General features: G+C 42.3%; 20 protein-coding genes and 1 other annotated feature. Of the genes, 4 read left to right on the top strand and 16 right to left on the bottom strand.

Going from position 1 to position 20,876, the window contains the following annotated elements:
• Positions 1–15: 15 nt before the first annotated feature.
• Together V7D18_RS03645 and V7D18_RS03640 are read right to left on the bottom strand one after the other, a co-directional pair.
• Complete coding sequence (locus V7D18_RS03645) at positions 16–1,335, bottom strand: 4Fe-4S dicluster domain-containing protein (RefSeq protein ID WP_426151544.1); 1,320 nt, start codon at positions 1,333–1,335, stop codon at positions 16–18.
• 17 nt (positions 1,336–1,352) lie between these two features.
• Positions 1,353–2,327, bottom strand: coding sequence for a hypothetical protein (locus V7D18_RS03640; protein WP_426151542.1), 975 nt, complete (start codon positions 2,325–2,327; stop codon positions 1,353–1,355).
• 164 nt (positions 2,328–2,491) lie between these two features.
• On the opposite strand from V7D18_RS03640, the gene V7D18_RS03635 reads away from it, so the two are divergent.
• On the top strand, positions 2,492–3,373 hold the full coding sequence (locus tag V7D18_RS03635) for a LysR family transcriptional regulator (protein WP_426151540.1): 882 nt from the start codon (positions 2,492–2,494) through the stop codon (positions 3,371–3,373).
• A gap of 94 nt (positions 3,374–3,467) precedes the next feature.
• Complete coding sequence (locus V7D18_RS03630; protein WP_426151539.1) at positions 3,468–4,409, top strand: NAD(P)H-binding protein; 942 nt, start codon at positions 3,468–3,470, stop codon at positions 4,407–4,409.
• Between the two features lie 199 nt (positions 4,410–4,608).
• Here V7D18_RS03630 and V7D18_RS03625 read toward each other — a convergent pair whose 3' ends face one another.
• Both V7D18_RS03625 and V7D18_RS03620 read right to left on the bottom strand, forming a co-directional pair.
• Positions 4,609–5,481 (bottom strand): aminoglycoside 6-adenylyltransferase, encoded by an 873-nt coding sequence (locus V7D18_RS03625; protein ID WP_426151537.1) that lies wholly within the window; start codon positions 5,479–5,481, stop codon positions 4,609–4,611.
• Between the two features lie 15 nt (positions 5,482–5,496).
• Positions 5,497–6,189, bottom strand: coding sequence for an HAD family hydrolase (locus tag V7D18_RS03620; RefSeq protein ID WP_426151535.1), 693 nt, complete (start codon positions 6,187–6,189; stop codon positions 5,497–5,499).
• A gap of 112 nt (positions 6,190–6,301) precedes the next feature.
• Here V7D18_RS03620 and V7D18_RS03615 point away from each other — a divergent pair, with 112 nt between their 5' ends.
• Together V7D18_RS03615 and V7D18_RS03610 are read left to right on the top strand one after the other, a co-directional pair.
• The gene (locus tag V7D18_RS03615; protein WP_426151533.1) at positions 6,302–6,874 is read left to right on the top strand and encodes a TetR/AcrR family transcriptional regulator; all 573 of its coding nucleotides are present in this window, start codon (positions 6,302–6,304) and stop codon (positions 6,872–6,874) included.
• Between the two features lie 11 nt (positions 6,875–6,885).
• On the top strand, positions 6,886–7,497 hold the full coding sequence (locus V7D18_RS03610) for a GNAT family N-acetyltransferase (RefSeq protein WP_426151531.1): 612 nt from the start codon (positions 6,886–6,888) through the stop codon (positions 7,495–7,497).
• Positions 7,498–7,553: 56 nt separating this feature from the next.
• Here the strand turns inward: V7D18_RS03610 and V7D18_RS03605 are convergent, their stop codons facing one another.
• The 12 genes from V7D18_RS03605 to V7D18_RS03550 all read right to left on the bottom strand — a co-directional run bounded on the left by V7D18_RS03605 (position 7,554) and on the right by V7D18_RS03550 (position 20,489).
• Positions 7,554–8,192, bottom strand: coding sequence for a CatB-related O-acetyltransferase (locus V7D18_RS03605; RefSeq protein ID WP_426151529.1), 639 nt, complete (start codon positions 8,190–8,192; stop codon positions 7,554–7,556).
• Positions 8,158–8,994, bottom strand: coding sequence for an amidohydrolase family protein (locus V7D18_RS03600; RefSeq protein ID WP_426151527.1), 837 nt, complete (start codon positions 8,992–8,994; stop codon positions 8,158–8,160). The genes V7D18_RS03605 and V7D18_RS03600 overlap by 35 nt, the downstream gene beginning before the upstream one ends.
• A complete protein-coding gene (locus V7D18_RS03595; RefSeq protein WP_426151525.1) occupies positions 8,991–10,238 on the bottom strand; it encodes a [Fe-Fe] hydrogenase large subunit C-terminal domain-containing protein in 1,248 nt (415 codons plus the stop codon). The genes V7D18_RS03600 and V7D18_RS03595 overlap by 4 nt, the downstream gene beginning before the upstream one ends.
• Before the next feature lie 118 nt (positions 10,239–10,356).
• Complete coding sequence (locus V7D18_RS03590; protein ID WP_426151523.1) at positions 10,357–10,923, bottom strand: GNAT family N-acetyltransferase; 567 nt, start codon at positions 10,921–10,923, stop codon at positions 10,357–10,359.
• A gap of 40 nt (positions 10,924–10,963) precedes the next feature.
• Positions 10,964–12,229: an Nramp family divalent metal transporter gene (locus tag V7D18_RS03585; RefSeq protein WP_426151521.1), complete on the bottom strand. Its 1,266-nt coding sequence runs from the start codon at positions 12,227–12,229 to the stop codon at positions 10,964–10,966.
• Positions 12,230–12,256: 27 nt separating this feature from the next.
• On the bottom strand, positions 12,257–13,399 hold the full coding sequence (locus tag V7D18_RS03580) for a diguanylate cyclase (RefSeq protein ID WP_426151519.1): 1,143 nt from the start codon (positions 13,397–13,399) through the stop codon (positions 12,257–12,259).
• 95 nt (positions 13,400–13,494) lie between these two features.
• Complete coding sequence (locus V7D18_RS03575) at positions 13,495–14,370, bottom strand: hypothetical protein (protein ID WP_426151517.1); 876 nt, start codon at positions 14,368–14,370, stop codon at positions 13,495–13,497.
• Between the two features lie 15 nt (positions 14,371–14,385).
• On the bottom strand, positions 14,386–15,186 hold the full coding sequence (locus V7D18_RS03570; protein ID WP_426151515.1) for an ABC transporter permease: 801 nt from the start codon (positions 15,184–15,186) through the stop codon (positions 14,386–14,388).
• A complete protein-coding gene (locus tag V7D18_RS03565) occupies positions 15,186–15,980 on the bottom strand; it encodes an ABC transporter permease (protein ID WP_426151513.1) in 795 nt (264 codons plus the stop codon). Before V7D18_RS03565 ends, V7D18_RS03570 begins: the two co-directional genes overlap by 1 nt.
• On the bottom strand, positions 15,973–16,959 hold the full coding sequence (locus tag V7D18_RS03560) for an ABC transporter ATP-binding protein (RefSeq protein WP_426151511.1): 987 nt from the start codon (positions 16,957–16,959) through the stop codon (positions 15,973–15,975). The genes V7D18_RS03565 and V7D18_RS03560 overlap by 8 nt, the downstream gene beginning before the upstream one ends.
• A 422-nt stretch (positions 16,960–17,381) precedes the next feature.
• Positions 17,382–18,026, bottom strand: a complete 645-nt coding sequence (locus V7D18_RS03555) for a class I SAM-dependent methyltransferase (RefSeq protein ID WP_426151509.1) — start codon at positions 18,024–18,026, stop codon at positions 17,382–17,384.
• Positions 18,027–18,116: 90 nt separating this feature from the next.
• Entirely contained in the window at positions 18,117–20,489 is a 2,373-nt protein-coding gene (locus V7D18_RS03550; protein WP_426151507.1) for a valine--tRNA ligase, read from the bottom strand.
• A 59-nt stretch (positions 20,490–20,548) separates the two neighbouring features.
• Positions 20,549–20,814, bottom strand: a binding site (T-box leader).
• Between the last annotated feature and the right edge of the window lie 62 nt (positions 20,815–20,876).

Here is a 20,876-nt window from a genome sequence, read left to right as displayed (position 1 = left end):
CTTTCTTCATTTTGGTTAAGAAAGGCCCTCACTCCCCTTTGGACCAGCTTCCACGGGTTTTCTCTTATAAAGAGACAAAAGCCTGTCTAAATATATGGATTTCAGCTGCTTACTTGCCAATGCCTGTTTCACCGGAGGCAGCTTTAAAATGGTCTCAAATAATGCTGCCATGGCACGATGGCTGGCAAATGCCTGATTATCAAAAATAAGATTCTGTAAGGTTCCCTTTTCAATGGCCTGCAGCACAAAACGGTGGGTGCTGTTCACCGGAGTGATGATCTGCTTTGGCCTCCGTTCCAGTTTTATCGCTTTCACACTGCAGTTTCTTGCGCATACGCCGCAGCCAAGGCAGATTTCTTCATCCACCACTGCCTTTCTCTTTCCATTTTCATTCTTTTCCATGGAAATCGCCAGAATCGGACACACCTTCTCACATTTACCACATCCTACGCAAGTCTCCTCTGATATGCGGGGAATGTAATTGGTGGTAGCAACGGGCTGCATGGGGCTGAACTTTCTGGCTGCCTGAAGTGCTTCACAGCAGCATCCGCAGCAGTTACAGATAAATGCCGGATGCTCCCGCACATTTTCTCCGATCTGCACCAGATTGCTGGCATAGGACCGCTCCAGCGCATCCATGGCCTCCTCTTTGGAAACCAGTCTGGTATAATCCCCATGCTCTGCCAGAGAACGGGCAACATTGTCAAAGGTCAGACATACATCCCAGGGAGCATTGATTTCACAGGGATGACCTGCATGCGACATCTTATGCCGGCAATAGCAAAGCCCCAGACCGATGTAATCTGCTTCCTCCACAATGTGTGAGGCCCTTTCATAATCCAGGATATGGTTGGTTTTATCCGTCATCAGTACAGGTTCCTGAACATAAACTCTTCCCAGTTTTGTTTCCGTAGCAAAAAATAAGTCCTTGATAAAGTCCTCTTCTACGTTCATGTATTGATAATAAAGCTCACCTAAGTATTTCTGGTCAATGTCTCCTCTTGTCCTCATCAGGGCAAATTCAATAAACCCTGCCATGGGAGGCGGCATGACAAACTTCCGGATTCCGTTATGATAGGAATCCACCAAAAGAGCTTTTTCGCACAGGTGATTTAAAAGCCGTTCTGCCTTAAACTCCGTAGTCTCCCAGATTTTTGCTGCTTTTTTCACCGTAAACGGCCGTACCGGCAGCAGTGCCACCCATTTTGCTTCTTTCTCCGAATACAAAACCTGAAGAATTTTGTAAAGCGTCTCCGACTCAGGCGCCCCTTGTGTGAACCAGTTAATGCGGTCACTTAAATTTAAGTACGCATCACGGGCTGTCAGATGACCCATTTCCATTCCTTCTTTCTTTATGCTTTTTTTGCAATTATTTCAATTCGTCCCCGGGTGGTTCCCACTCTCTTTAAGGACTTTACAGTAAGCCCGAACAGCTTTGCCAGATTCTTAGTTCCCTCTCTGGTCAGATAAACCTCCGAAGCAGCTTCCCGCCACATCACACTCCCCTTCTTTTCCAGAAGATCCATTGATTTATCCAGATCCGGTCCGTCAAACCAGAGAATTCCTCCATCTGCCAGACAGTCAGCTGCCTTATCAAGAATCGCATTCATATCACGGCTGTCCGTAAGATGTTCAATGATGACCACTCCATAGCTTCCCTTTTTGCCGGAGTTCATTGCCTCAGCCTCAATCAGAGTACTGATCTCATAACCTGCACTGACCGCCGCTTTATATAATTGACTGTTTTGGCTGCCGATAAACAGCATGGAATGATCAGAAGCCAATCCTTTCATATCAGCAAGTATTCTGTTACATCTTGCCCGGGAGCGTTCTGCTCTCTTTTTTCTTTTTATAATCCAGGGTTCTTCCTTTGCCAGATAATAATTTCCGCACTCCCCGCACTTCATAAAAATGCGGACCGGTTTTAGCAGCTCTTTCCCCGCTTCATCCCCCTCCAGGTAAAGAGATGCTCCATAATGCACCGCACCTTTACCGGAGCAGACGGGACAAATTTCAATCTCTGCAAACATTAAATTTCTAAGCTCTTTTAAAGCCTTAAAATACCAGCGGTACAGACGGTCCCGGAATTCCCGGTCATAGACAAACAACCAGTTTTTTATAACTTCAGCCATCCATCTTGTTTCGTGGATTACAGACTTGTCCGCCTGAAGTCCCTTTAAATTTTCTTCCAGCGTAAGAAGTCCGGAAACAGCATCCTCTTTCAGCCGGTCATTCCCCTGAGAAGTAATCAGATGTTCGATCCCTTCCACTACGCTGCTGCACAAATTGACCATCACTACCAGCTGATTCATTCTGCCTGTCGCCATACATCCATCCTTTCCTGTCAATCGTTTCAGTATTTCGTACATACTCTGTTATTTTAGCACTTTTAAAAGGGGAATGGCAAACACTTTCTTGTAGAGAACCTGTAAACGGTTTATAATAATATTATAAAATACACGGATTAAAAGTAATAGTTAAAGAGGTTAATATGAATTTTGATAAAATAAAATATTTTATTGATTTGGTTGAATGCAGGAATTTTACAGAAACTGCAAGGAAAAACTTTGTATCACAGACTACAATCAGTCTGCAGATTGCATCACTGGAAGAAGAGGCAGATATTCAATTAATAGACAGGAAAAAAATTCCTATTGAACCAACAGAAGCTGGATGGCTATTCTACGATGAGGCCGTCACTCTCTGGAAACAATACAATCATATGAAAGCTAAATTGATTAATTATAAAATGAATCAGGATCTGACAATAAGCGTAGAATACGCTGCAGCAACAGACATTCAGAGCATGTTAAGCTTAATGCCTTCTTTTAAAGAAAAGAATCCCAATATAAAATTTGAATTGGATAAGGTACTGTTAAAAGATGTTTCAGAATATCTGCTGAGAGGATTATATGATATTGCTGTGGCATTTGATTCGGAGTTTAAGGATAAACCCCGCATTCACACTTATCCCCTGTATAGCGGGCAATATTGTGCAGTTGTCAGCAGCCGTCACCCTCTGTTTCACCATAAAACAATTTCCAAAGATGAATTATATCAGTATCCGCTGATCATGCTGAATGCCGACTCAATTGGCAGTTCCTATGAGCTGATGATACAGCATGCAGCCTTAGATGGATATCACCCCAAAATAGTCCGGTCAGCAGATGATATTGAAACCGAGCTGTTTTACATTATCACAGAAAACCTGATCGGATTTTTTCCAGACAATTATAATGCCGATTATTTAAAAAATGATGTCCGAATGATCCCTTTAGAAGATACAAATCATACATTCCAAATCGAAATTGCTTACTTAAAAGATAATAAAAACATTGCTTTAAAACAGTTCCTTAAGCATATACAAAATTAGCTTTTTGAATAGCCCATATATTTATCTCATTGGACTTTGTCTAATATTTAACGTATCATAGAAATACAAACAGTCAGAAGGAGGATTAACAATTATGGGTAAATTATTATTAACTGGAGCCGATGGTAATTTAGGGCGGCAGGCCGCTAAATATTTATTGGAATTAGTTGGCAGGGACCGGATCATTCTCTGCGGTTATAATCAGGAATCCTTAAAAGAATTTGAAAATCAGGGCATCGAAACTTATGTGACAAATTTCAACAGCAGCGAAGGGCTTGATGAAGCCTTTGCCAATGCAGACAAGATTGCTTTAATTTCTATGCCTTTTGTGGGGAAAAAGCGTCAGAATGCTCACAAGAATGCTATCGATGCAGCTAAGAAAGCAGGTGTTGAACAAATTATCTATACCTCTCTTGTCAATGCAGCAGATGAATCAAATCCCAGTGTAGAAAAAATTGACCATGCCTTCACAGAGGATTACATCATGCAGACCGGACTGGATTATATTTTCCTCCGCAATTCCCAATATGCGGAGGCCATGATCACCAATTATTTTACCTTTGCTAAAATGGATGGCGTATTAAAAAACAGCCAGGGCAGCGGAAAAATGGCTTACATTTCCCGTAAAGACTGCGCCAAAGCAATCGCTTATTCTCTTGCAACCGAGAATTATCACAAATCCATTTTAAATATCAATGGACCTCAGTTAATGACCATTTCCGATTTTATCGAATATGGAAATCAGGTTACCGGAAATCATGTAACCTATGAGGAGCTGACGGACGAAGAAAATTATGCTGTCTTTGATTCTATGGGAGTACCCAGAACCACTGACGGAAAATTTAAGGAAGATTCCGAAGCGCCGTTTTCTTCTGAGGGAATGGTGACCTTTGCACAGGCCATTCGTTTGGGTAAAATGGACATGTTTACGGATGATTTTAAAAAACTTACCGGTCAGGAGCCTATCACAGTTCAATACATGTTTGAGCATGCAGATGACTACCAGATTGGAGAACGGCATTCAAAGGATAATTAATAAGGTAAAAATCCATGGGATTCTGCAGCATGTTTACAGGATTCCATGGATTCTTTTTTTATAAGCTTTTAATTATATGAAATACCCCGCCTCACGACCTGTATGGACTGCATGATATAACGTACCCTGTTTTGTATTGCAGTCACCGATTGAAAGAATATCGGCGGCATATACCTACCCTTCCTTTATCACAGGATGATTAATAAACTTGTTTTGCATCCGTAGGAAGTTCTCTGACATGGTTTAAATATTTCATACAGTTTGCCGCTTCCGTCTTGTCATATAAAAAACCAAGCTCTCCCGATACAAATCCCGCCGTCTCATGAAACAGATTACACATTTTTTCAACTGACTCCCAGATATGTTCTGTCTCAGCATCCGCATATGTCTTTAAAAAGCTTTCCCACTCTCTATTTGACAGCCACCGGTACATATCCTTACCGGATTTTCCAATACTGCATGAAAAACCTGTTGCGATTCCGATTTTCCAGGATAAAAGTGTCACCAGCTGGGGCCGTATGTGATGATTGAGCATATCCTGCACATATGGAATCTCTTTCCTCCACAATCCCTTAGCCACGTTATCAAGACACCACCAGAATTCATTGCAGGTACATAAAAATTTTGTTTCCGAAGGTCTTTTCACCCAATGACTTTGGTCTGATGGTTCATGGATCACCGGAAGTATGTCATCTTTATCCATGAGGATTCTGCAAAGCAGGTCGGCAGAAATATCCGTTAGGGCACAATCCAGAGTCATAACATGAAGGTCCAGCCTGTTTCCGTCTGAAAACTGCATTAACCATCCATAGCTCTCGTCTTTGTTATGGGGATAAGCCGGGTTTTCATCCGGATACTGCATAAAAAGCCGGTCACCAAACCGGTCAATCCATGAAGTATCATTGATAAAAGATCCCGTCTCTTTTACTATGTAAACTACATCATAATCCTGAAACATATCCGGGACTGCGTTTGGATTTGTTCTGGACCCACCCATGTAAACCCCTCTGATCCTGTCATCAGCCCGAGCTGTACCAAGAATCAGATCATACATCTCTTTTTCTGTTCTCATATTTCCCATTCCTCCTCAAAATCTCCCCCATTCTGCTTCCAGACAATCAATCAGACCAGAGAATTTTTTAATATGATAATCCGCATATTTTAAAATATTTATTCTTTCCACTTTCTGTTTATCTTCCAGATATTCAGAAAAAACCGTTTTCATTCCGGCCATTTTTGCCCCCCGCAGCTCATCAGAACCGCCATCACCTATAAATACACTCTTTTCCGGCGTGATATTCATTTGTTCCATGGCATATTTATATATTTTAATGTCAGGCTTTAACATTTTCACATTACATGAAAATACAGATAAATCGAACAGTTCATAAAGTGGCGAATCTTTCCAATATTTACAGTCTATTACATCTGCATTACTGATCAGGCATATTTTTATCCCCCGCCTTCCAATAATTCTCAATGTTTGAAGTACGTCCTGATCCACGTTGCTCATGGCCAGCCTCATTCTCTCCAGACGCCTTTTTAAAAGCAGATCTTCCTGTTCTTTTGTTACTGGAAATGGGAGTAACTTCCCAATTCGCCCGATTATCTCCTGTTCTGTATTCACCATACCCAAAGCCCGTTCCATATAAAGAGCTGAATTCTCTGCATAATTTTCCCATTCCAGTGGAGTAAGATTTAGAACATCACATTCTTTTTCACTCTGGTAGTATGGGACGATCAATGTAAAAAATAAATCGCAAAAAAGTACTCTATCCATTTTTAACCTCCGGTTCAAAAAAGCTCTTGACATTAAAATAGCAATACGTTATGCTAATTATGATAGTTTTATCTATCATTTAGTATTTTAAAATACCGAAGAGGGCGAAGATATGATAAATCAAAAATATAAAAAAAGCAGACATGAAGAAATTCTGGAATCTGCAACAGAACTGCTGTCTTTAAGACCAACCGCTACCCTGCAGGAAATTGCAGATTATGCAAATATAGGAATTGCAACTCTTCACCGCCATTTTTCATCAAGAGAAGCACTGCTCAATGAGCTTGCCATTAATGCAATTCATTTAGTTGAAAACGCGTTACAGGATATGAGCTTTCAGCCGGAGGAGATGGAAAAAACGCTGGAAGAACTGTTTCTGAGGCTCATACCTCTTGGTGACAAGATCTATTTTCTTGCATATGCGGCTTCTGTTGATGAGAATCCCAGGGTCTCAGAGAGTGAGGCACAATTAAAGAAACCACTTGCAGATGCCATTGAAAACTGGACACAGGCTGGTCTTTTAAATCCCTCCATACCCGTGCAGTGGATGGTCACAGTCATCTATAATCTGCTGTTTGGCATCTGGCAGGAAATACATTCCGGTAATCTGGCAAAAAACGACGCCGCCAGGCTGTTATTAACCACCGTACTTCAGGGGTTTCAACCAGCGCACTTACAGCCATGAAAGGAGAATCTATGGAAAATGACAATATAAGAATTACAAATGTACTCACACGAGTTCAGAAAAAGCAGGTGGCCCGCCTGTATTATGAGGCATTTACGAAAAAATTTCACGCATTATGGATCTTTACCAAAGACCGTTCAAAAGCGGCAGAAGTACTTTTTAAAAGCCTGCGGTATAAAAACGGTCTTTATGTAGTAAAGGAAGAACGGGTTCTGGGATTTATAGGTCTGGAGAAGGGGTCTGATTTCTTTTTCTCCCTTAACTATTCCGCTTTTTGCAAGGTATTCTCCCCAATTGATGCACTATGGAGATATCTCGCCTATCAGATATACCGACTCATTCACAGGCCTGCAGGCAAAGACGTTCTGCACATTGATCCCATTGTTGTGTCAGAGCAGGCCCGCGGCAAAGGAATCGGCTCCAGCCTTCTTTTACGTACCTTTGAGCTGGCAAAAAAGATTGGGCGCAGGCAGGTAGTACTGGAGGTAGTAGATACTAATCCCCAGGCCAAAAGGCTTTATGAAAGACTTGGTTTTCAGGTTTTTAAGGAAGAAAATACGGGGCTGCTCACTAAAAGAGCTGGTTTTGAGAAGGTGTATTATATGGTAAAAGATATAAGCTGAAACAGTTTTTACATTGACAGGAGGGCAGACCAATACAATGCACTGCCCTCCTGCAATTACCTGCTATTTCCTTCCAGCAGTTTTCTCACATTCCCGGAAGTAATTGCCTCTAAATTTGCTTTCACTTTCTCTTCGGGCCAATCCCACCATTTTAAAGAGAGCAGCGCATCAACCACCGGCTGATCAAAACGGGAACGAATTGTTTTTGCCGGAATCCCTCCCACGATGGAATAAGGCTCCACATCCTTTGTTACTACAGCTCTGGTTCCGATCACTGCCCCATCACCGATATGTACCCCCTGCATAATAACTGCTTCATAACCGATCCACACATCATTTCCGATCACAATATCCCCTTTATTATCCCAAGTATCCGCAATACATTCCACAGAAAGATCCCACTCATCAAAAAATATCCCAAACGGATACGTAGCCAGAGATCTCTGGGTGTGATTGGCGGAAGTAAATATAAATTTCGCTCCGCATGCAATCGAACAGTACCTGCCAATAATCAGGTGTTCTTTATTAACCGGATAATGATAAAGCACATTATTTTTTTCAAAATCCACAGGATCATTTACATAATCATTATAAATCGTATAATCTCCGACCTCGATTGCCGGATCTTTCACAACATTTTTTAAATATACTGTTTCTCTGTCATGTTTTCTTGGATAAATCAATTTGCTGTTCATACTTCTCCTTCCAGAATAACTTTCTGGCATTTTTATAAAATACCTTCTCCGCCCCAGCCCTGCCGAAGTTTTCAAGAACGGAATCGTAAAAGCCATCATAGCGGCCATAGCTGTCCCTGCCAAATACAAGGGCGTCTGTTCCAAAAAGTATCTTCTCCGGTCCGCATTTTTCAATGGCTTTTCGCATTTCCTCTTTGGAAACGAGAGTAGTATCCCCGTAAAGGTTTGGACAACGTGCGATAAAATCACCGGCTCTTTCCCTGTCACCGCCTAAATCCATATGGACGGCAACAAACGTGACTTCCGGGTTCTTAACCGCAGCTTCATACACATATTCCATATTGCAGTAACCATCCCCCTGGGTGTGGATACAAAACGGTATTTTCTGTCTTCTGCAGATCTCTATGTAAGGGCTGTAATCAGAGGAGGAAAAAGGAACACCTGCTGTTTTGGGGTGAACCTTTAATCCTCCGATCCGTTCTCTGTTTTCGCAAAGAAAGCGGATCAGCTGTTCTTCATTCCGGTCAAAAAGAGGACGGATCCAGAATAATAATAAAAACCTGTCACCATATTCGTTTATGATCTCAAGAGAACGGCTGTTTAAGGTAATCGTGTCTATATCCGGGAATCTCTCAATCCCCTGTTCATCAAGGGCATTAAGCCCAATATCAGAAATCACTGCCTGTGCCACACCGGACCGGTCCATTTCTTTTGCCAGATCTTCTATTTTTATTTCATAAGGGCCATAGATCCCCATATGAACATGGGAGTCAATGATCTTATCTCCATATTCTGAAATCATGTAATATCACGGCTGAATAAATCCGTCTCCTCCAAAAGGCTTTCAATGGTGTCAAGATTTAAACGGTGAAGCAGCTCAATTACGTAAGGATTTTCAGCCGGATGCTGATATGTGGCCTTTTCCCCATATTCGTTTACCAGTCCGGTTCCCTCTTCTCTTCCCAGAATGGATCTGGGTCCGCCTACGCAGCCGCCCACACAGCCCATACCTTCATAAAAGTTGGCATCAATATTTCCGTCCATAATATCCTGAATCATTTTTTTGCATCCGGGAACTCCATCCGCCTGTTTGGTCCGGATCTGAATTTCTTTCTGGGGACTGATGGCTTTTAAGGTATTCTCAACTGCTTCACTGACTCCGCCCTTTCTTGCATAGATCCGTCCGGCTTTGGAGGAATGATCCTTTTCACTTTCTTCCATCGCTGCAGGGTCAATTCCCAGTGCATCAAAAATATTTTTTACTTCCTGGAATGTCAGAACATAATCTACTGCACCGGCTAAATCCTTTTCTCTTGCCTCTGCTTTTTTCGCAAGACACGGACCAATGAATACAGTTAATGCATCGGGATGGAGTACTTTTATCACTTTAGCGCAGGCAACCATGGGAGACACAGAACCGGGTACATGAGGCAGAAGCTGATGGTAAACCTTACGGATCATACCGATCCACATGGGACAGCAGCAGCTGGTCAGCTGATAGTCCCCGCTGCCTTTGATATTTTTATCAAATTCCAGAGCTTCTTTCAATGTCAGGATATCGGCAAATAAAGCCACCTCCAGCATTCCGTCAAATCCCACTTCTTTTAATGCACTTCTAAGCTTTCCAGGTGTGACATCACTGGAAAACTGTCCTAAAAATGCAGGAGCTATCATGGCATAAACAAGCCCTTTCGCGCCTCTTACCGCTTTGAGGGCAGGAATGATATCCGTACTGGCTGTCAGCTTCTCACTGGCACAGCCGTCAATGCACTTTTCACAGCCCAGACATAATTCCGGATCAACCACAACCCCGTCTTCCTCTGCCTTAAGCGCTCCAAACGGACACCTTTTAAGACATTCCTTCTGTTCTCCGTCCCCGCAGTCGCAGGTACCCGTACGAATCACAATCGGATGCTTGCTGGGATTTAACAGGCAGTCGAGATGCTTGGGATCATAAGAATTTCCATTATCTGTTTCTGCCGGATCAAAATTTCCCGCCAGTGCGGCACTTACCGTGCGCTCATATAGTTCTTTAAATGTCTGCATAAATTACCTCCCGCATGTATGCTTTATGTTTCGTATCGCATAATTCTCTATGGCTTCAGACTTTCATGCAATTACCATTATCATACCTTTTTTCTTTCTTACTATTCCGGTAAAATACTCAAAATAACGATCTGTTAATATATTGGTCCTTTGTAATAGCGTATAAAGTGCAATCACAGATTCCCCTGTTGTTTTTCCCCGCCTGGCGCATGGTACCCTCATACTGCATACCGGCCGCTTTCATGACTCTTCCGGAATTGGGATTATCGGTATCATGCCTTGCACATACCCGGTTGAAGCCAGCTTCTTCAAACAGAAACCGGATCACAGCCTTTAAGGCTTCTGTCATAATGCCCTGTCTCCAGTATTCTTCGCCGATACAGTATCCCACTTCGGCCTCCTCAATCTCTTCTTTCATATGTACAACCCCTATGCTGCCGATGGCGTGATGGTTCTCTTTCCACTCAATACACCAGTTATAATTCTTAGGATCTTCATAATCCTTCACCCATATGTTAAGAATTTCACCTGAATCCGCCTCCGTCTCATGTACCGGCCAGGTTAAATACCTGGTTACATGACTGCTGTTTGCCCAGTTATGAAACATATCATGGGCGTCCCCGGTGCTAAACGGACGTATTATTAACCTCTCTGTTTCCAGAACAACTGTTCCCAAAAAATTCATCTCACATTTCCTCCTGTCTGGCTGACACTGCCTGTCACATTCAGCCCTTTCCCACAGCAATTAAAAGCATTATATTTAAAATTGTCAATATCACACCAATGGCAATAAGAAAAATCTTATCCCGAAGTCCATTTTTATATTTCCCCATAACTTTCTCTGAAGATGTAAGATAGATCTGTAAAAATACAGTAACCGGAAGCTGGACACTTAAAAGCATCTGACTATAAACCAGCCCTTTAAAAGGATCACGAATCAAAAATATAACAAACGCAGCAATCACCAGTATCCATGTCACACCAAACCTGGTATGTGGATCGTCCGGATCATAAGGCTCCCCGAACATTCCCGCAAATATGGAACCTCCTGCCATACCGGCAGTCGTAGTGGAAGCAATTCCCGAAAACAGCAATGCTACGGCAAATATGAGGCTTGCCCCCTGGCCAACCAGCGGTTTTAACATCTGCGCGGCCTGTCCAAGCTCTGAGACATGCTCTCCTTTACTGAAAAATGTAGTGGCTGCCAGTATAATCATGGCACTGTTGATCGCCCAGCCGATAATCATGGATAATAAGGTATCAGCAAATTCGTATTTTAACTGAAGCTTCTGAATGGATTCATCCTCTAAATTCCATTGTCTGCTTTGTATAATCTCTGAGTGGAGAAATAAATTATGAGGCATAACCACTGCCCCCAGTACCGACATAATGATGAGCATGGAGCCCTTTGGAAACTGGATGGTTGTCCAGCCCGCTACCGCCTGATTCCAATCCACATTCACCATACTCAGTTCATAAATAAAAGACAGCCCGATGATGGAGACAAAACCGATAATCCATTTTTCCAGCTTCTGGTATGAATTGGTAAACAGCATCCACAGGATCAGGGCCAGTATGAGAACAGAAGCCAGTTTTACAGGAATCTGAAACAGCAGATTCAAAGCAATCGCCGCTCCCAGGATCTCCGCCATGGCCGTAGATATCGCCGCCAGAACTGCAGTTGACAGAATAATTTTTGAAAGCCAGGGTTTTAAATGCTTGTGGGCTGCCTCAGCCAGACAGTCCCCTGTTACAATTCCCAAATGTGCCACATTGTGCTGAAGTATAATCAGCATTATGGTTGACAGTGTTACCATCCAAAGTAATGTATATCCAAAATCCGAACCTGCTGCAATATTAGAAGCCCAGTTACCCGGATCTATAAAACCTACCGTGACCAAAAGCCCTGGTCCCACATAATGAAGCAATTTCTTTAATCCTAATTTAGGTCTGTGGTGTTTTGTTTTTTCCTTTTTAAACAAATCCAACATCTCATATAACCTCCCTTCGTATCTTCGTTATTTCTCTTCTTGATGTATCCGTATGGCATCTCTCGTAATTTTAGCCTGATATAACGCCTGGTCTGCATTCAGAAACAGTCTTGCGGCATTCATTCCATTCTGATATTCTGCAAGTCCAAAGCTTGCAGTCAGTTTCAGTCCCGGATGCTCTTTAAAATCCACCTGCTTTAATGTGTTTTGAATTAAAACCGCCGTCTCGTAAGCTTCTTTCATATCAGTATTATAAAATATAAGACAGAACTCATCTCCACCATACCGGTAAGCAACTGCCTTTTCACAGCTGTTTTTTAACAGTTCTGCGAAGGCTGTCAGACATTTATCACCAGTCTGATGCCCCCAGCTGTCGTTAATATTTTTGAATTTATCAATATCCGTAATTCCAAATACATAACTATCACAGGGATTGCAGTCCTCTAAGTCTCTCATCGCATCATGGAGTGCTTTCCGGTTGTAAATACCCGTCAGCTCATCCATTTTCAGCCTCTTCTTTAATAGAATCCGTTCCTCTTCAATGCGGATACTGGCGCGGTTTTTCCGCTGCTCATACCGAATTACCACCATGCATATTATCGATACAAAAAACATAACAAACAGAGCGATCAGAAAATTCCCCAGTCTGAGTGTACTTTGAAAAACTGTGGGTTTGTCCACATCCCAGGTAATGAACAGTTCAGAAACCAGCAGCAGCACCACTCCAATGACAGAAGTACTCAGTGTAACCAGACTGCTCGCATAAACTGTGGTTAAAATCACCGCAGTAACAAACACATAATAAGTAGCTGCAAACGCACTGTGCGCCGTAAACAGGGTAAAACAGATAACTGTATTAATAATGGATACCGTATAAATTTTTGCTGTCTGGGAGATCTTACGGGATTTCACCACTGCATGATCTACGGCTATACACAGTGCGTTCACACTGCTTGGCACCAGAATAAATTTAAAGACAAACCGCCAAACCGTGGTATGGAGCATATCAGAGTTCACTAAAATGACGCCCATAATACATTCTACTGCCAGCGCAAACAATACCATTCCGATGGATATTTTATAATGAAGGCTGAGCCAGTCTTTATCAATCCTGGTATACTCCTTCTGTATCTCATTTACATGAGCGGTTTCATTGGATTCGGCTGCCATAGGTCTCTCCTGCTATTGCTGTTCCTTATATTCTGAAATTGTATCACCAGTCAGTAAAACCGTCAATTTTTTTCATGGCAGCCTGTTAAAAATCATTAGGTATGAGCCAGTTCAGGAATCCTTAAACAATCCCGATCAATACAATTTAGCGCTGAGCCTTTTACATGCAGCACTGTATCATGTCCCCCGGCCTTTCTGCATGTAAAGCCTTGTTTATCAATAGGAGTAAAGCCCAGAACCAATGTCTTTACCTCTCTGCCAAAAGCAGCCGCAATCCGGTTTACATCCACCTGTTTGGGAGCAAAGACCTGGTGGAGATTCAATTGTCCTTTCTCGAGGCTGGCAATGACATATGCACCGTACTCCGGCAGGAAATATATATTTTTTCTCATGTAGTCCAGCGCATAAAACATGGTAAGTTCCTCATGGCTTTCCAGCCACAGGCTGCTTTGTGGACAGCTTTCTCTCATACTCTGCCTAAACCTTATAAGTTCATCTTTTTCTTCTAACTGAACTTTTACCGCAGTTGCCTCCGCATCAATGATCACATCTTTTGCATATTCAAACTCATTGGATCTTCTAAAACCAAACTTCGGATAAAAATCCAGTACACTTTCATTTGCAAATAAAAACCATCCGTCTGTCTTTCCATCATAATCTTTCTGGATTTCCTGTATCAGCTGTCTGATCAGTCCCTGATTCCTGCAGGTTTTGCAGGTCATAACCGTCCCCAGCTGTATGTAATGCTTCGGCACTCCATTCTCTAAAAATAACATGGGGCTTACCGAAACATTTGCAAGTACCTCATCCCCTTCCAGAATCGAATAAGGAATATAATTGTCCTTCCAATAACCGTTCTGATACCATTTTTCAAAATCCAGGCCAAATATCTGCTCTGCAAGCTGGTTAAAACTTTTCCTTGCCCTTTCGTCATCCTGATATCCTTTTCTTAACACATAACTGTCTCTCATCTTTCATTTCTCCTTTTACGAACTTGCGCTGTTATAATGCCGAATTCCCTGTTTCCACACAAAAGCCGTCAGCAGGGTAAAAACCACTGCAACCAATATTCCCCATACAGCACCTCCTGCAGTCAGCTCTGCTGTGAGAAACTGAACCGGCAGGGTTGCCATGATCCCATAAGGAAGAATCATATAAAAAATCACTTTGTAAAACCCGTAAAATACGATTCCCGGCAGCTGCATACATAAGGTAAGTCCTGCCTCTTCCAGTATCACTGCATTTCCACTGGATAAGATAAAAAACGAAAGGGAGCGGATCAATACTTCAACCAGATAATATAACACGGTCATTACCGCCACCCAGAACACATATCCCAGTACCAGAAAAGGAGTGACCTTTATTCCGCCCTCTTTAATCCCATAAGCAATGATTATTCCGCTTAAGAGAAGGAGAGGAACAGACCCCGGATTGATCCGTTCAAAGGTCAGCCGCAGCAAAGGACTTACCGGTTTCGTCAGATATAAATCCATATCTCCATTCTTGATTTTATCCGGGATATTATTAATCCCGAAAAAATATATCACCATATTTATAGCATTGATCATGGAAAATGTCCCAATATAAAGAAGCATCTGGCCCTTTCCCCATGTTCCGATCCGGTCCACATTGGAATAAACTGCCTGAAACACGCACAGCTGAATCAGGAATACACAGCTGTCGACAAAAAATGGTCCGAAAAAGCTGAGCCGGAACATCATCAGATTCTGCAGACGCATATCTATTAATACTCTGACCACCCGTAGATTTCTTTTCATTCTGCCCATTATATCCCCACCCCATCATACTTAATCCTGTAATTTTGCCATGTAGCATGAATAACTGCCTGTAGAATTACGCACCAGCAGGAAATAACCAGAAGTCCCATTCCCAGTTCTCCCTTAAGCCTTCCGATGAGAAGCATGGAAGGCAGATATGTCACATAATAAAATGGAAACACCTTCATAACCGTGACAAACCCTTCCGGCAGCAAAGCAAGTGGAATGATGCTTCCTGTAACAAAAGCCACCAGATTATCTTTAATCATCAGAAATGTTCCTATTTCCTCATATTTCAAGGTGAGCAGACCCAGATAATAATTTAACTGAACCATGAAAAATAGACCAAGAAGAATCAAAATTACTGCTCCCGCAAGTGCAGCAGGGTCTGATACAAATACAAACCTGATACGAAATATAAAAATCCAGATAACTGATGTCATGAAATCCAGAAATAGATAAAAAAGCACGATTCCCATTTCCATTGCAATAAAATACCCCTGTATATTTACAGGAAGGACCATATATTTGGAAAAGGTCCCGTTCCTGATCCTCTGGCTGATCTCTCCGCTCACACGGGAAGACATATCCAGCTGTCTGAGAAAAGAGCTGATGATATAATAAGACAGCATGCTGTTAATGGTAAACCCGGCCACCTCATCCCGGTCCTTAAATATCGTTCCCCACAGCAGACAGGCAAATAAAATCTTTGTCAGAGTAAACAGAGTCTGAATCACCGCATCTCCCCGCCAGGCTAACTGGGTCTTTATAAAAATTTTAATAATCTCCAGGTATTTACGCAAGTCTGTTTCCCCCTTCCTGATAAATTCTCTCCACCACAGTTCCAATTTCCTCCTCTTCCACTGATATGTCACTGGGCATTAAACTCATAAGTTCTCCCAGTAAAACCGCGGCATCTTCTTTCGGCACCATAATTACCTTCTTATAAGGTGTCTGTTCCATAATCCGTGCTTCAGACTCCAGCTTTGGAAGTGAAGTTGGTACCTGAAATGTAACTGTTATTTTTTTATACTTCTGGTACTGCTCAAAAAGCTTCTCTGTATCACCATCATAGATTTTACATCCATGATTGATGACAATCGACCGTTTGCACAATGCCTTGATGTCCTCCATGTAATGGGAGGTGAGTATAATTGTAGTCCCCTTTCTTTCATTAATTTCTGCTAAAAATCCCCGGATCTGTTTGGATGCTACTGCATCTAACCCAATTGTCGGTTCATCTAAGAAAATGATTTTCGGATTGTGAAGCAGTGCGGCAATCAGCTCCATCTTCATCCGTTCTCCAAGAGACAGCGTCCTGACCTGTACATGCATCAGATCCTGCACCTGAAACAGATTTACAAAGTAATCCCTGGAAGTCTGGTATTCCGCTTCTGGTAACCCATAGATTTCTTTGAACAGCCGAAGTGTATCTTCCACAGTCAGTTCAAAAAAAAGCTGGCTCTTCTGCCCCATAACGACTGCATACTGCTGTTTCAATTCATGTTCCAAATCATTTGGATAATATCCCAATACACTTAAGGTACCACAGGTAGGTGCGATGATTCCCGTCAGCATTTTAACCAGAGTTGTTTTTCCCGCTCCATTTGGACCAATCAACCCCACAAACTCGCCTTCCCTGATCGTAAGATCCAAATTGCTCACTGCCTGTTTCACTTCGTATTCCCGTCTTATCAGCCCCTTAATGCTTCCTATAATACCCGCCTGTTTCTTAAATCTCCTGTAATTCTTCGTTAATCCTGCAGTTTTAATGATATCCATGTCTTTTCCCCTTTTAATAAATAAAAATGACCACCGATTCATCTGCCCCACAGGCATAAGCTTTTGCGATCTCAAATAAGACCTGCTCCCAGACAGATTTCACAAAAAAGTACAAAAAAAGCATAACATTACCGTTATGCTTTCAAAAAGTCCGTCTGATACAGACATATATTTGGAAGGTATGAGCTTTCGCAGTGCAAAAGTCAAGCATTCAGTAAGGCAGATTTATCGGCATAGCAGCCGAAAAAGGGCAGACTAATCTTGTAAAGCTTCTTCGTCTTTCCTTTTCAACTATTTAATTAGTTGCGATCTCCAATACTGACACACATAACATACACATACCTCTCTTTTCTTTATAATAATCTGATATTACTCTATTTGGCAATATCTGTCAATCGCTTTTCCTGATTTTGGGTGCCCTCTTATTTATACGCAGCAAGAATCGTAGTCTGTCCCATGCGGAATACAGATTCTATCCTGTCAAATCCGCCCTGTCTTAGCATTGCAATCTGATTTGCGACAGTACAGGGTGTATCATAATGATAAAATTCCCTTTCAGGAATATTCAGCTCTTTTCTGATCCTTTTATTTTCGGCAAAGTAAAAGTCCTCCTCATCCTGATTCTCAACCATGTAGTCGCATTCAATGTAGAGTCCATGATCTTTCAGGGCGCTAAAAATTTTCCGGTATAAGCCACTCTTTGCTTCATGGCTAAAATGATGCATTGTCTGAAAAGATATTGCACTGTCATACTCTTCCGTTTTCAAATCAACATCGAAATAACTTCCACATATTAAATTAATTTTCCTGTCCTGAAAATTACGTTTTAATTTATCAAGCATTTCCCTGGTTAAATCAATCCCCGTGACAGAAAGATCCGGAAATCTTTTAAAAATCTGTTTCAGTTCCAGTCCTGTTCCGCACCCCAGATCCAGTAAATTACTGCATGATACAGGGAGAAGAGATGGGACCAGAGCATACGCCTGCTCACATCCTTCTACACCTGAAAGCATGTGTTCCTCATATCCGTCAACCCGTGCCGCGAAAAAAACCTCCATCCGTTCCATTTCGGCATCACCTTTCTATTTCTAATACTATACAGATAAGAATACAGCGGGTGGAGAATTCACGCAACCTCAAACTTTTCTCTGAATCGTTCAGCTCCTTAAAATAATTTTTTTCGCGCCGGTGCAGGCCTGGATATCCAACTGGGTATCTTTAAAAAACTCCCGAAATCTTTTTGGACTGGTTATAATTACTTCTGGTATTTCATCTTTCATAGACAGTTGTTTTTCTGTCTTTTCTCTGCGAACCGCCCCAATCAGCTCTTTTACCTGATCCCCAAATTCCAGATAAGCCTTATTGGCTTCTTTCCTGTCCCACACCATCTGGTGAATCGACAGGTTTTTCTCATGGCTCCGATAATAGTCCTGGTAAATATACTCTGTTATGAAAGGCGTATAAACAGCATACAGCTTTAATATACCAAGCAGGCTGTGATACAGAGCATATTGGCCGGAATATCGTTCCTTTACGCCATGCTTTTGCGGCTGATAGAGGCGTTCCTTCACAATTTCAATATAGTAATCACAGAAATCTTTCCAGAACAGTTCATCAATTTCATGCCTTGCCTGACCCATCTCAAATTCGTCTAAATGCGCCTTTACAACACCGGTGGTTTCAATTACACGTTCCAACATCCACCGGTCAATAGGGAGCAGCATCTCCTGATTAAACTCTTCCTTCTTTTCATAATCTTCCAGTTGTAAGACTGCAAATTTTGCCGCGTTGTAAAGCTTTGTCAAAAATCTCCTGGATACCTTCATTTCATCTTCGCTGAAAAATGTATCCGTCCCCAGCTTATTGCTGGCGGCCCAATACCGGATTGCATCAGCCGAATGCATCTCAATAAGGGCCAGAGGTGATTCTGATCCATTGTTTTTGGATTTACTGATCTTTTCCCCAGGTTTTGCCAGTACAAACCCGCTGATCATAATATCCTTCCAGGGAATTTCCCCAGTATGGCAGAGGCTTTTTACAATAGTATAAAACGCCCAGGTACGAATGATCTCGTGAGCCTGATTTCTCATCCCCATGGGCAGAATTTCCCTGCTTCTGTCATAGCTCTCTCCATATCCGGCATTGATGAAAGGGGTCATGGACGAGGTTGCCCAGGTATCAAAAACAGCTTCCTCCGGCAGAAACTGCCTGCATCCGCAGCTGCATGCCTTACGGGGCATTTCTTCCATTGGATTTACCGGCAGCTGGTCTTCCTCTGCAAAGACAGGTTCTTTGCAATCCTTACAATACCAGACCGGGAATGGAACTCCGAAATACCTCTGCCTGGAAATACACCAGTCCCATTTTAAATTCTCCACCCATATCTGATATCGTTTCTTCATATGAGCCGGATGCCAGCTGATCTCATCAGCTGCCTTTAAAAATCTGTCCTTTTCAGACAATACATCGATATACCATTGATTGGAAGGAATGATCTCTACTGCACTGCCGCACCGTTCATGAACTGCAACGCTATGAGAGACTGCTTCCTGCCTAACAAGGAGGTCCCTGCTTTTTAATTCTTCCACTATGGTCCGTCTTGCCAGGCTGATTTCCATTCCCCCTATATAGGGAACCTCTCCGCTAATGGTTCCGTCAGGGAGAATTACTTTTTTATAAGGAAGATGATATGTCTGATACCACGAAACATCTGCCGTGTCTCCAAAGGTTGCGCACATAACAGCGCCTGTTCCTTTTTCCATGGAAACCATTTCATCTGCCATAATCGGTATCTCAAAGCCGTATAAGGGAACTCTGGCTTTCTCTCCAATGAATTTAAGGTATCTTTCATCCTCAGGATGAACAAACACGCAGACACAGCCGTATAAAAGCTCCGGCCTGGTTGTTGCTATCAGTAAATCTCCCAGAGACGTTTTAAAATTCAGATAGTGAAAGCTGGATTCTAAATCTCTGGTTTCCAGCTCCGCCTGTGCAATGGAGGTCTGACACTGGGTGCACCATAAAACAGGTGACTCCTTCCTGTACGCCTTTTTCATTTTTACCAGATTAAGAAATGATCTCTGGGAAATTTTGGGGGATAGTGAAGAGACTGTCTGATAACTCAAATCCCAGTCTACGCTGAATCCCAGTTTTTTAAAAAGTTCTGTGAAATCATTCTCATACTTCTCAATCGTCTCCACACAAACATTCCGAAACTGACTTCTGGGCAACTGTCCGGCCCGGATCTTCCTATCCCGCTCCACCAGCCGCTCTGTGGGAAGACCATTGTCATCAAAGCCCAGCGGATAGAATACATCAAATCCCTGCATGCGTTTAAATCTGGCTATTATTTCTGCCTGAGTATAGGAAAATACATGACCGATATGAAGCTTCCCGCTGACAGTCGGCGGAGGTGTGTCAATGGAATATACCGGTCGTTCCTTCCCCTGTCTGTACTTGTAAATTTCATTCTCTTCCCAAAACTCTGCAAACCGCTTCTCTGATTTTTGAAAATCATACTTCTTATCCATGATGGATACCTCCTGTAATTTTTACTCCAAAACAGACAAAAAAATTCACCCCAAGCTATGCTTAGGGCGAATTAACGTGTCCGCGGTACCACCTAAATTCAGAAATGATTTTCTGCTCTCAATACAATACGGGAAGACAAAAAATCTCTTCCGATATCGCTTCCCCTGATAACGGTGGGAATCTCCGTTGAAGTCTACTGGGATAATATCCGTTCAATCCAAAGCTCAAAGGCTACTTCCATGCTCCCATCACGAAGATTTTCACCAGCCATCTTCTCTCTGTTCATCCGGAATCGCATGTACTCCTCCTCGTCAACGCTTTTGTCTGTGTTTGTTATCCTTATTTTAGCACATAATTTTTCTGTGTCAACATGGATTTGCTTTTCT

Source organism: Lacrimispora sp. 38-1 (assembly GCF_049890855.1).
In the GTDB taxonomy this organism is placed as follows: Bacteria; Bacillota; Clostridia; order Lachnospirales; family Lachnospiraceae; genus Lacrimispora.
Note: the sequence above shows the minus strand (reverse complement) of the source record. Positions and strands in the feature narration are given on the sequence as shown.

Excerpts from the sequence above, each read along its gene's own strand:
- V7D18_RS03645 (WP_426151544.1), bottom strand. The coding sequence starts at position 1,335 with ATGGGTCATCTGACAGCCCGTGATGCGTACTTAAATTTAAGTGACCGC.
- V7D18_RS03640 (WP_426151542.1), bottom strand. The coding sequence starts at position 2,327 with ATGGCGACAGGCAGAATGAATCAGCTGGTAGTGATGGTCAATTTGTGC.
- V7D18_RS03635 (WP_426151540.1), top strand. The coding sequence starts at position 2,492 with ATGAATTTTGATAAAATAAAATATTTTATTGATTTGGTTGAATGCAGG.
- V7D18_RS03630 (WP_426151539.1), top strand. The coding sequence starts at position 3,468 with ATGGGTAAATTATTATTAACTGGAGCCGATGGTAATTTAGGGCGGCAG.
- V7D18_RS03625 (WP_426151537.1), bottom strand. The coding sequence starts at position 5,481 with ATGAGAACAGAAAAAGAGATGTATGATCTGATTCTTGGTACAGCTCGG.
- V7D18_RS03620 (WP_426151535.1), bottom strand. The coding sequence starts at position 6,189 with ATGGATAGAGTACTTTTTTGCGATTTATTTTTTACATTGATCGTCCCA.
- V7D18_RS03615 (WP_426151533.1), top strand. The coding sequence starts at position 6,302 with ATGATAAATCAAAAATATAAAAAAAGCAGACATGAAGAAATTCTGGAA.
- V7D18_RS03610 (WP_426151531.1), top strand. The coding sequence starts at position 6,886 with ATGGAAAATGACAATATAAGAATTACAAATGTACTCACACGAGTTCAG.
- V7D18_RS03605 (WP_426151529.1), bottom strand. The coding sequence starts at position 8,192 with ATGAACAGCAAATTGATTTATCCAAGAAAACATGACAGAGAAACAGTA.
- V7D18_RS03600 (WP_426151527.1), bottom strand. The coding sequence starts at position 8,994 with ATGATTTCAGAATATGGAGATAAGATCATTGACTCCCATGTTCATATG.
- V7D18_RS03595 (WP_426151525.1), bottom strand. The coding sequence starts at position 10,238 with ATGCAGACATTTAAAGAACTATATGAGCGCACGGTAAGTGCCGCACTG.
- V7D18_RS03590 (WP_426151523.1), bottom strand. The coding sequence starts at position 10,923 with ATGAATTTTTTGGGAACAGTTGTTCTGGAAACAGAGAGGTTAATAATA.
- V7D18_RS03585 (WP_426151521.1), bottom strand. The coding sequence starts at position 12,229 with ATGTTGGATTTGTTTAAAAAGGAAAAAACAAAACACCACAGACCTAAA.
- V7D18_RS03580 (WP_426151519.1), bottom strand. The coding sequence starts at position 13,399 with ATGGCAGCCGAATCCAATGAAACCGCTCATGTAAATGAGATACAGAAG.
- V7D18_RS03575 (WP_426151517.1), bottom strand. The coding sequence starts at position 14,370 with ATGAGAGACAGTTATGTGTTAAGAAAAGGATATCAGGATGACGAAAGG.
- V7D18_RS03570 (WP_426151515.1), bottom strand. The coding sequence starts at position 15,186 with ATGGGCAGAATGAAAAGAAATCTACGGGTGGTCAGAGTATTAATAGAT.
- V7D18_RS03560 (WP_426151511.1), bottom strand. The coding sequence starts at position 16,959 with ATGGATATCATTAAAACTGCAGGATTAACGAAGAATTACAGGAGATTT.
- V7D18_RS03555 (WP_426151509.1), bottom strand. The coding sequence starts at position 18,026 with ATGGAACGGATGGAGGTTTTTTTCGCGGCACGGGTTGACGGATATGAG.
- V7D18_RS03550 (WP_426151507.1), bottom strand. The coding sequence starts at position 20,489 with ATGGATAAGAAGTATGATTTTCAAAAATCAGAGAAGCGGTTTGCAGAG.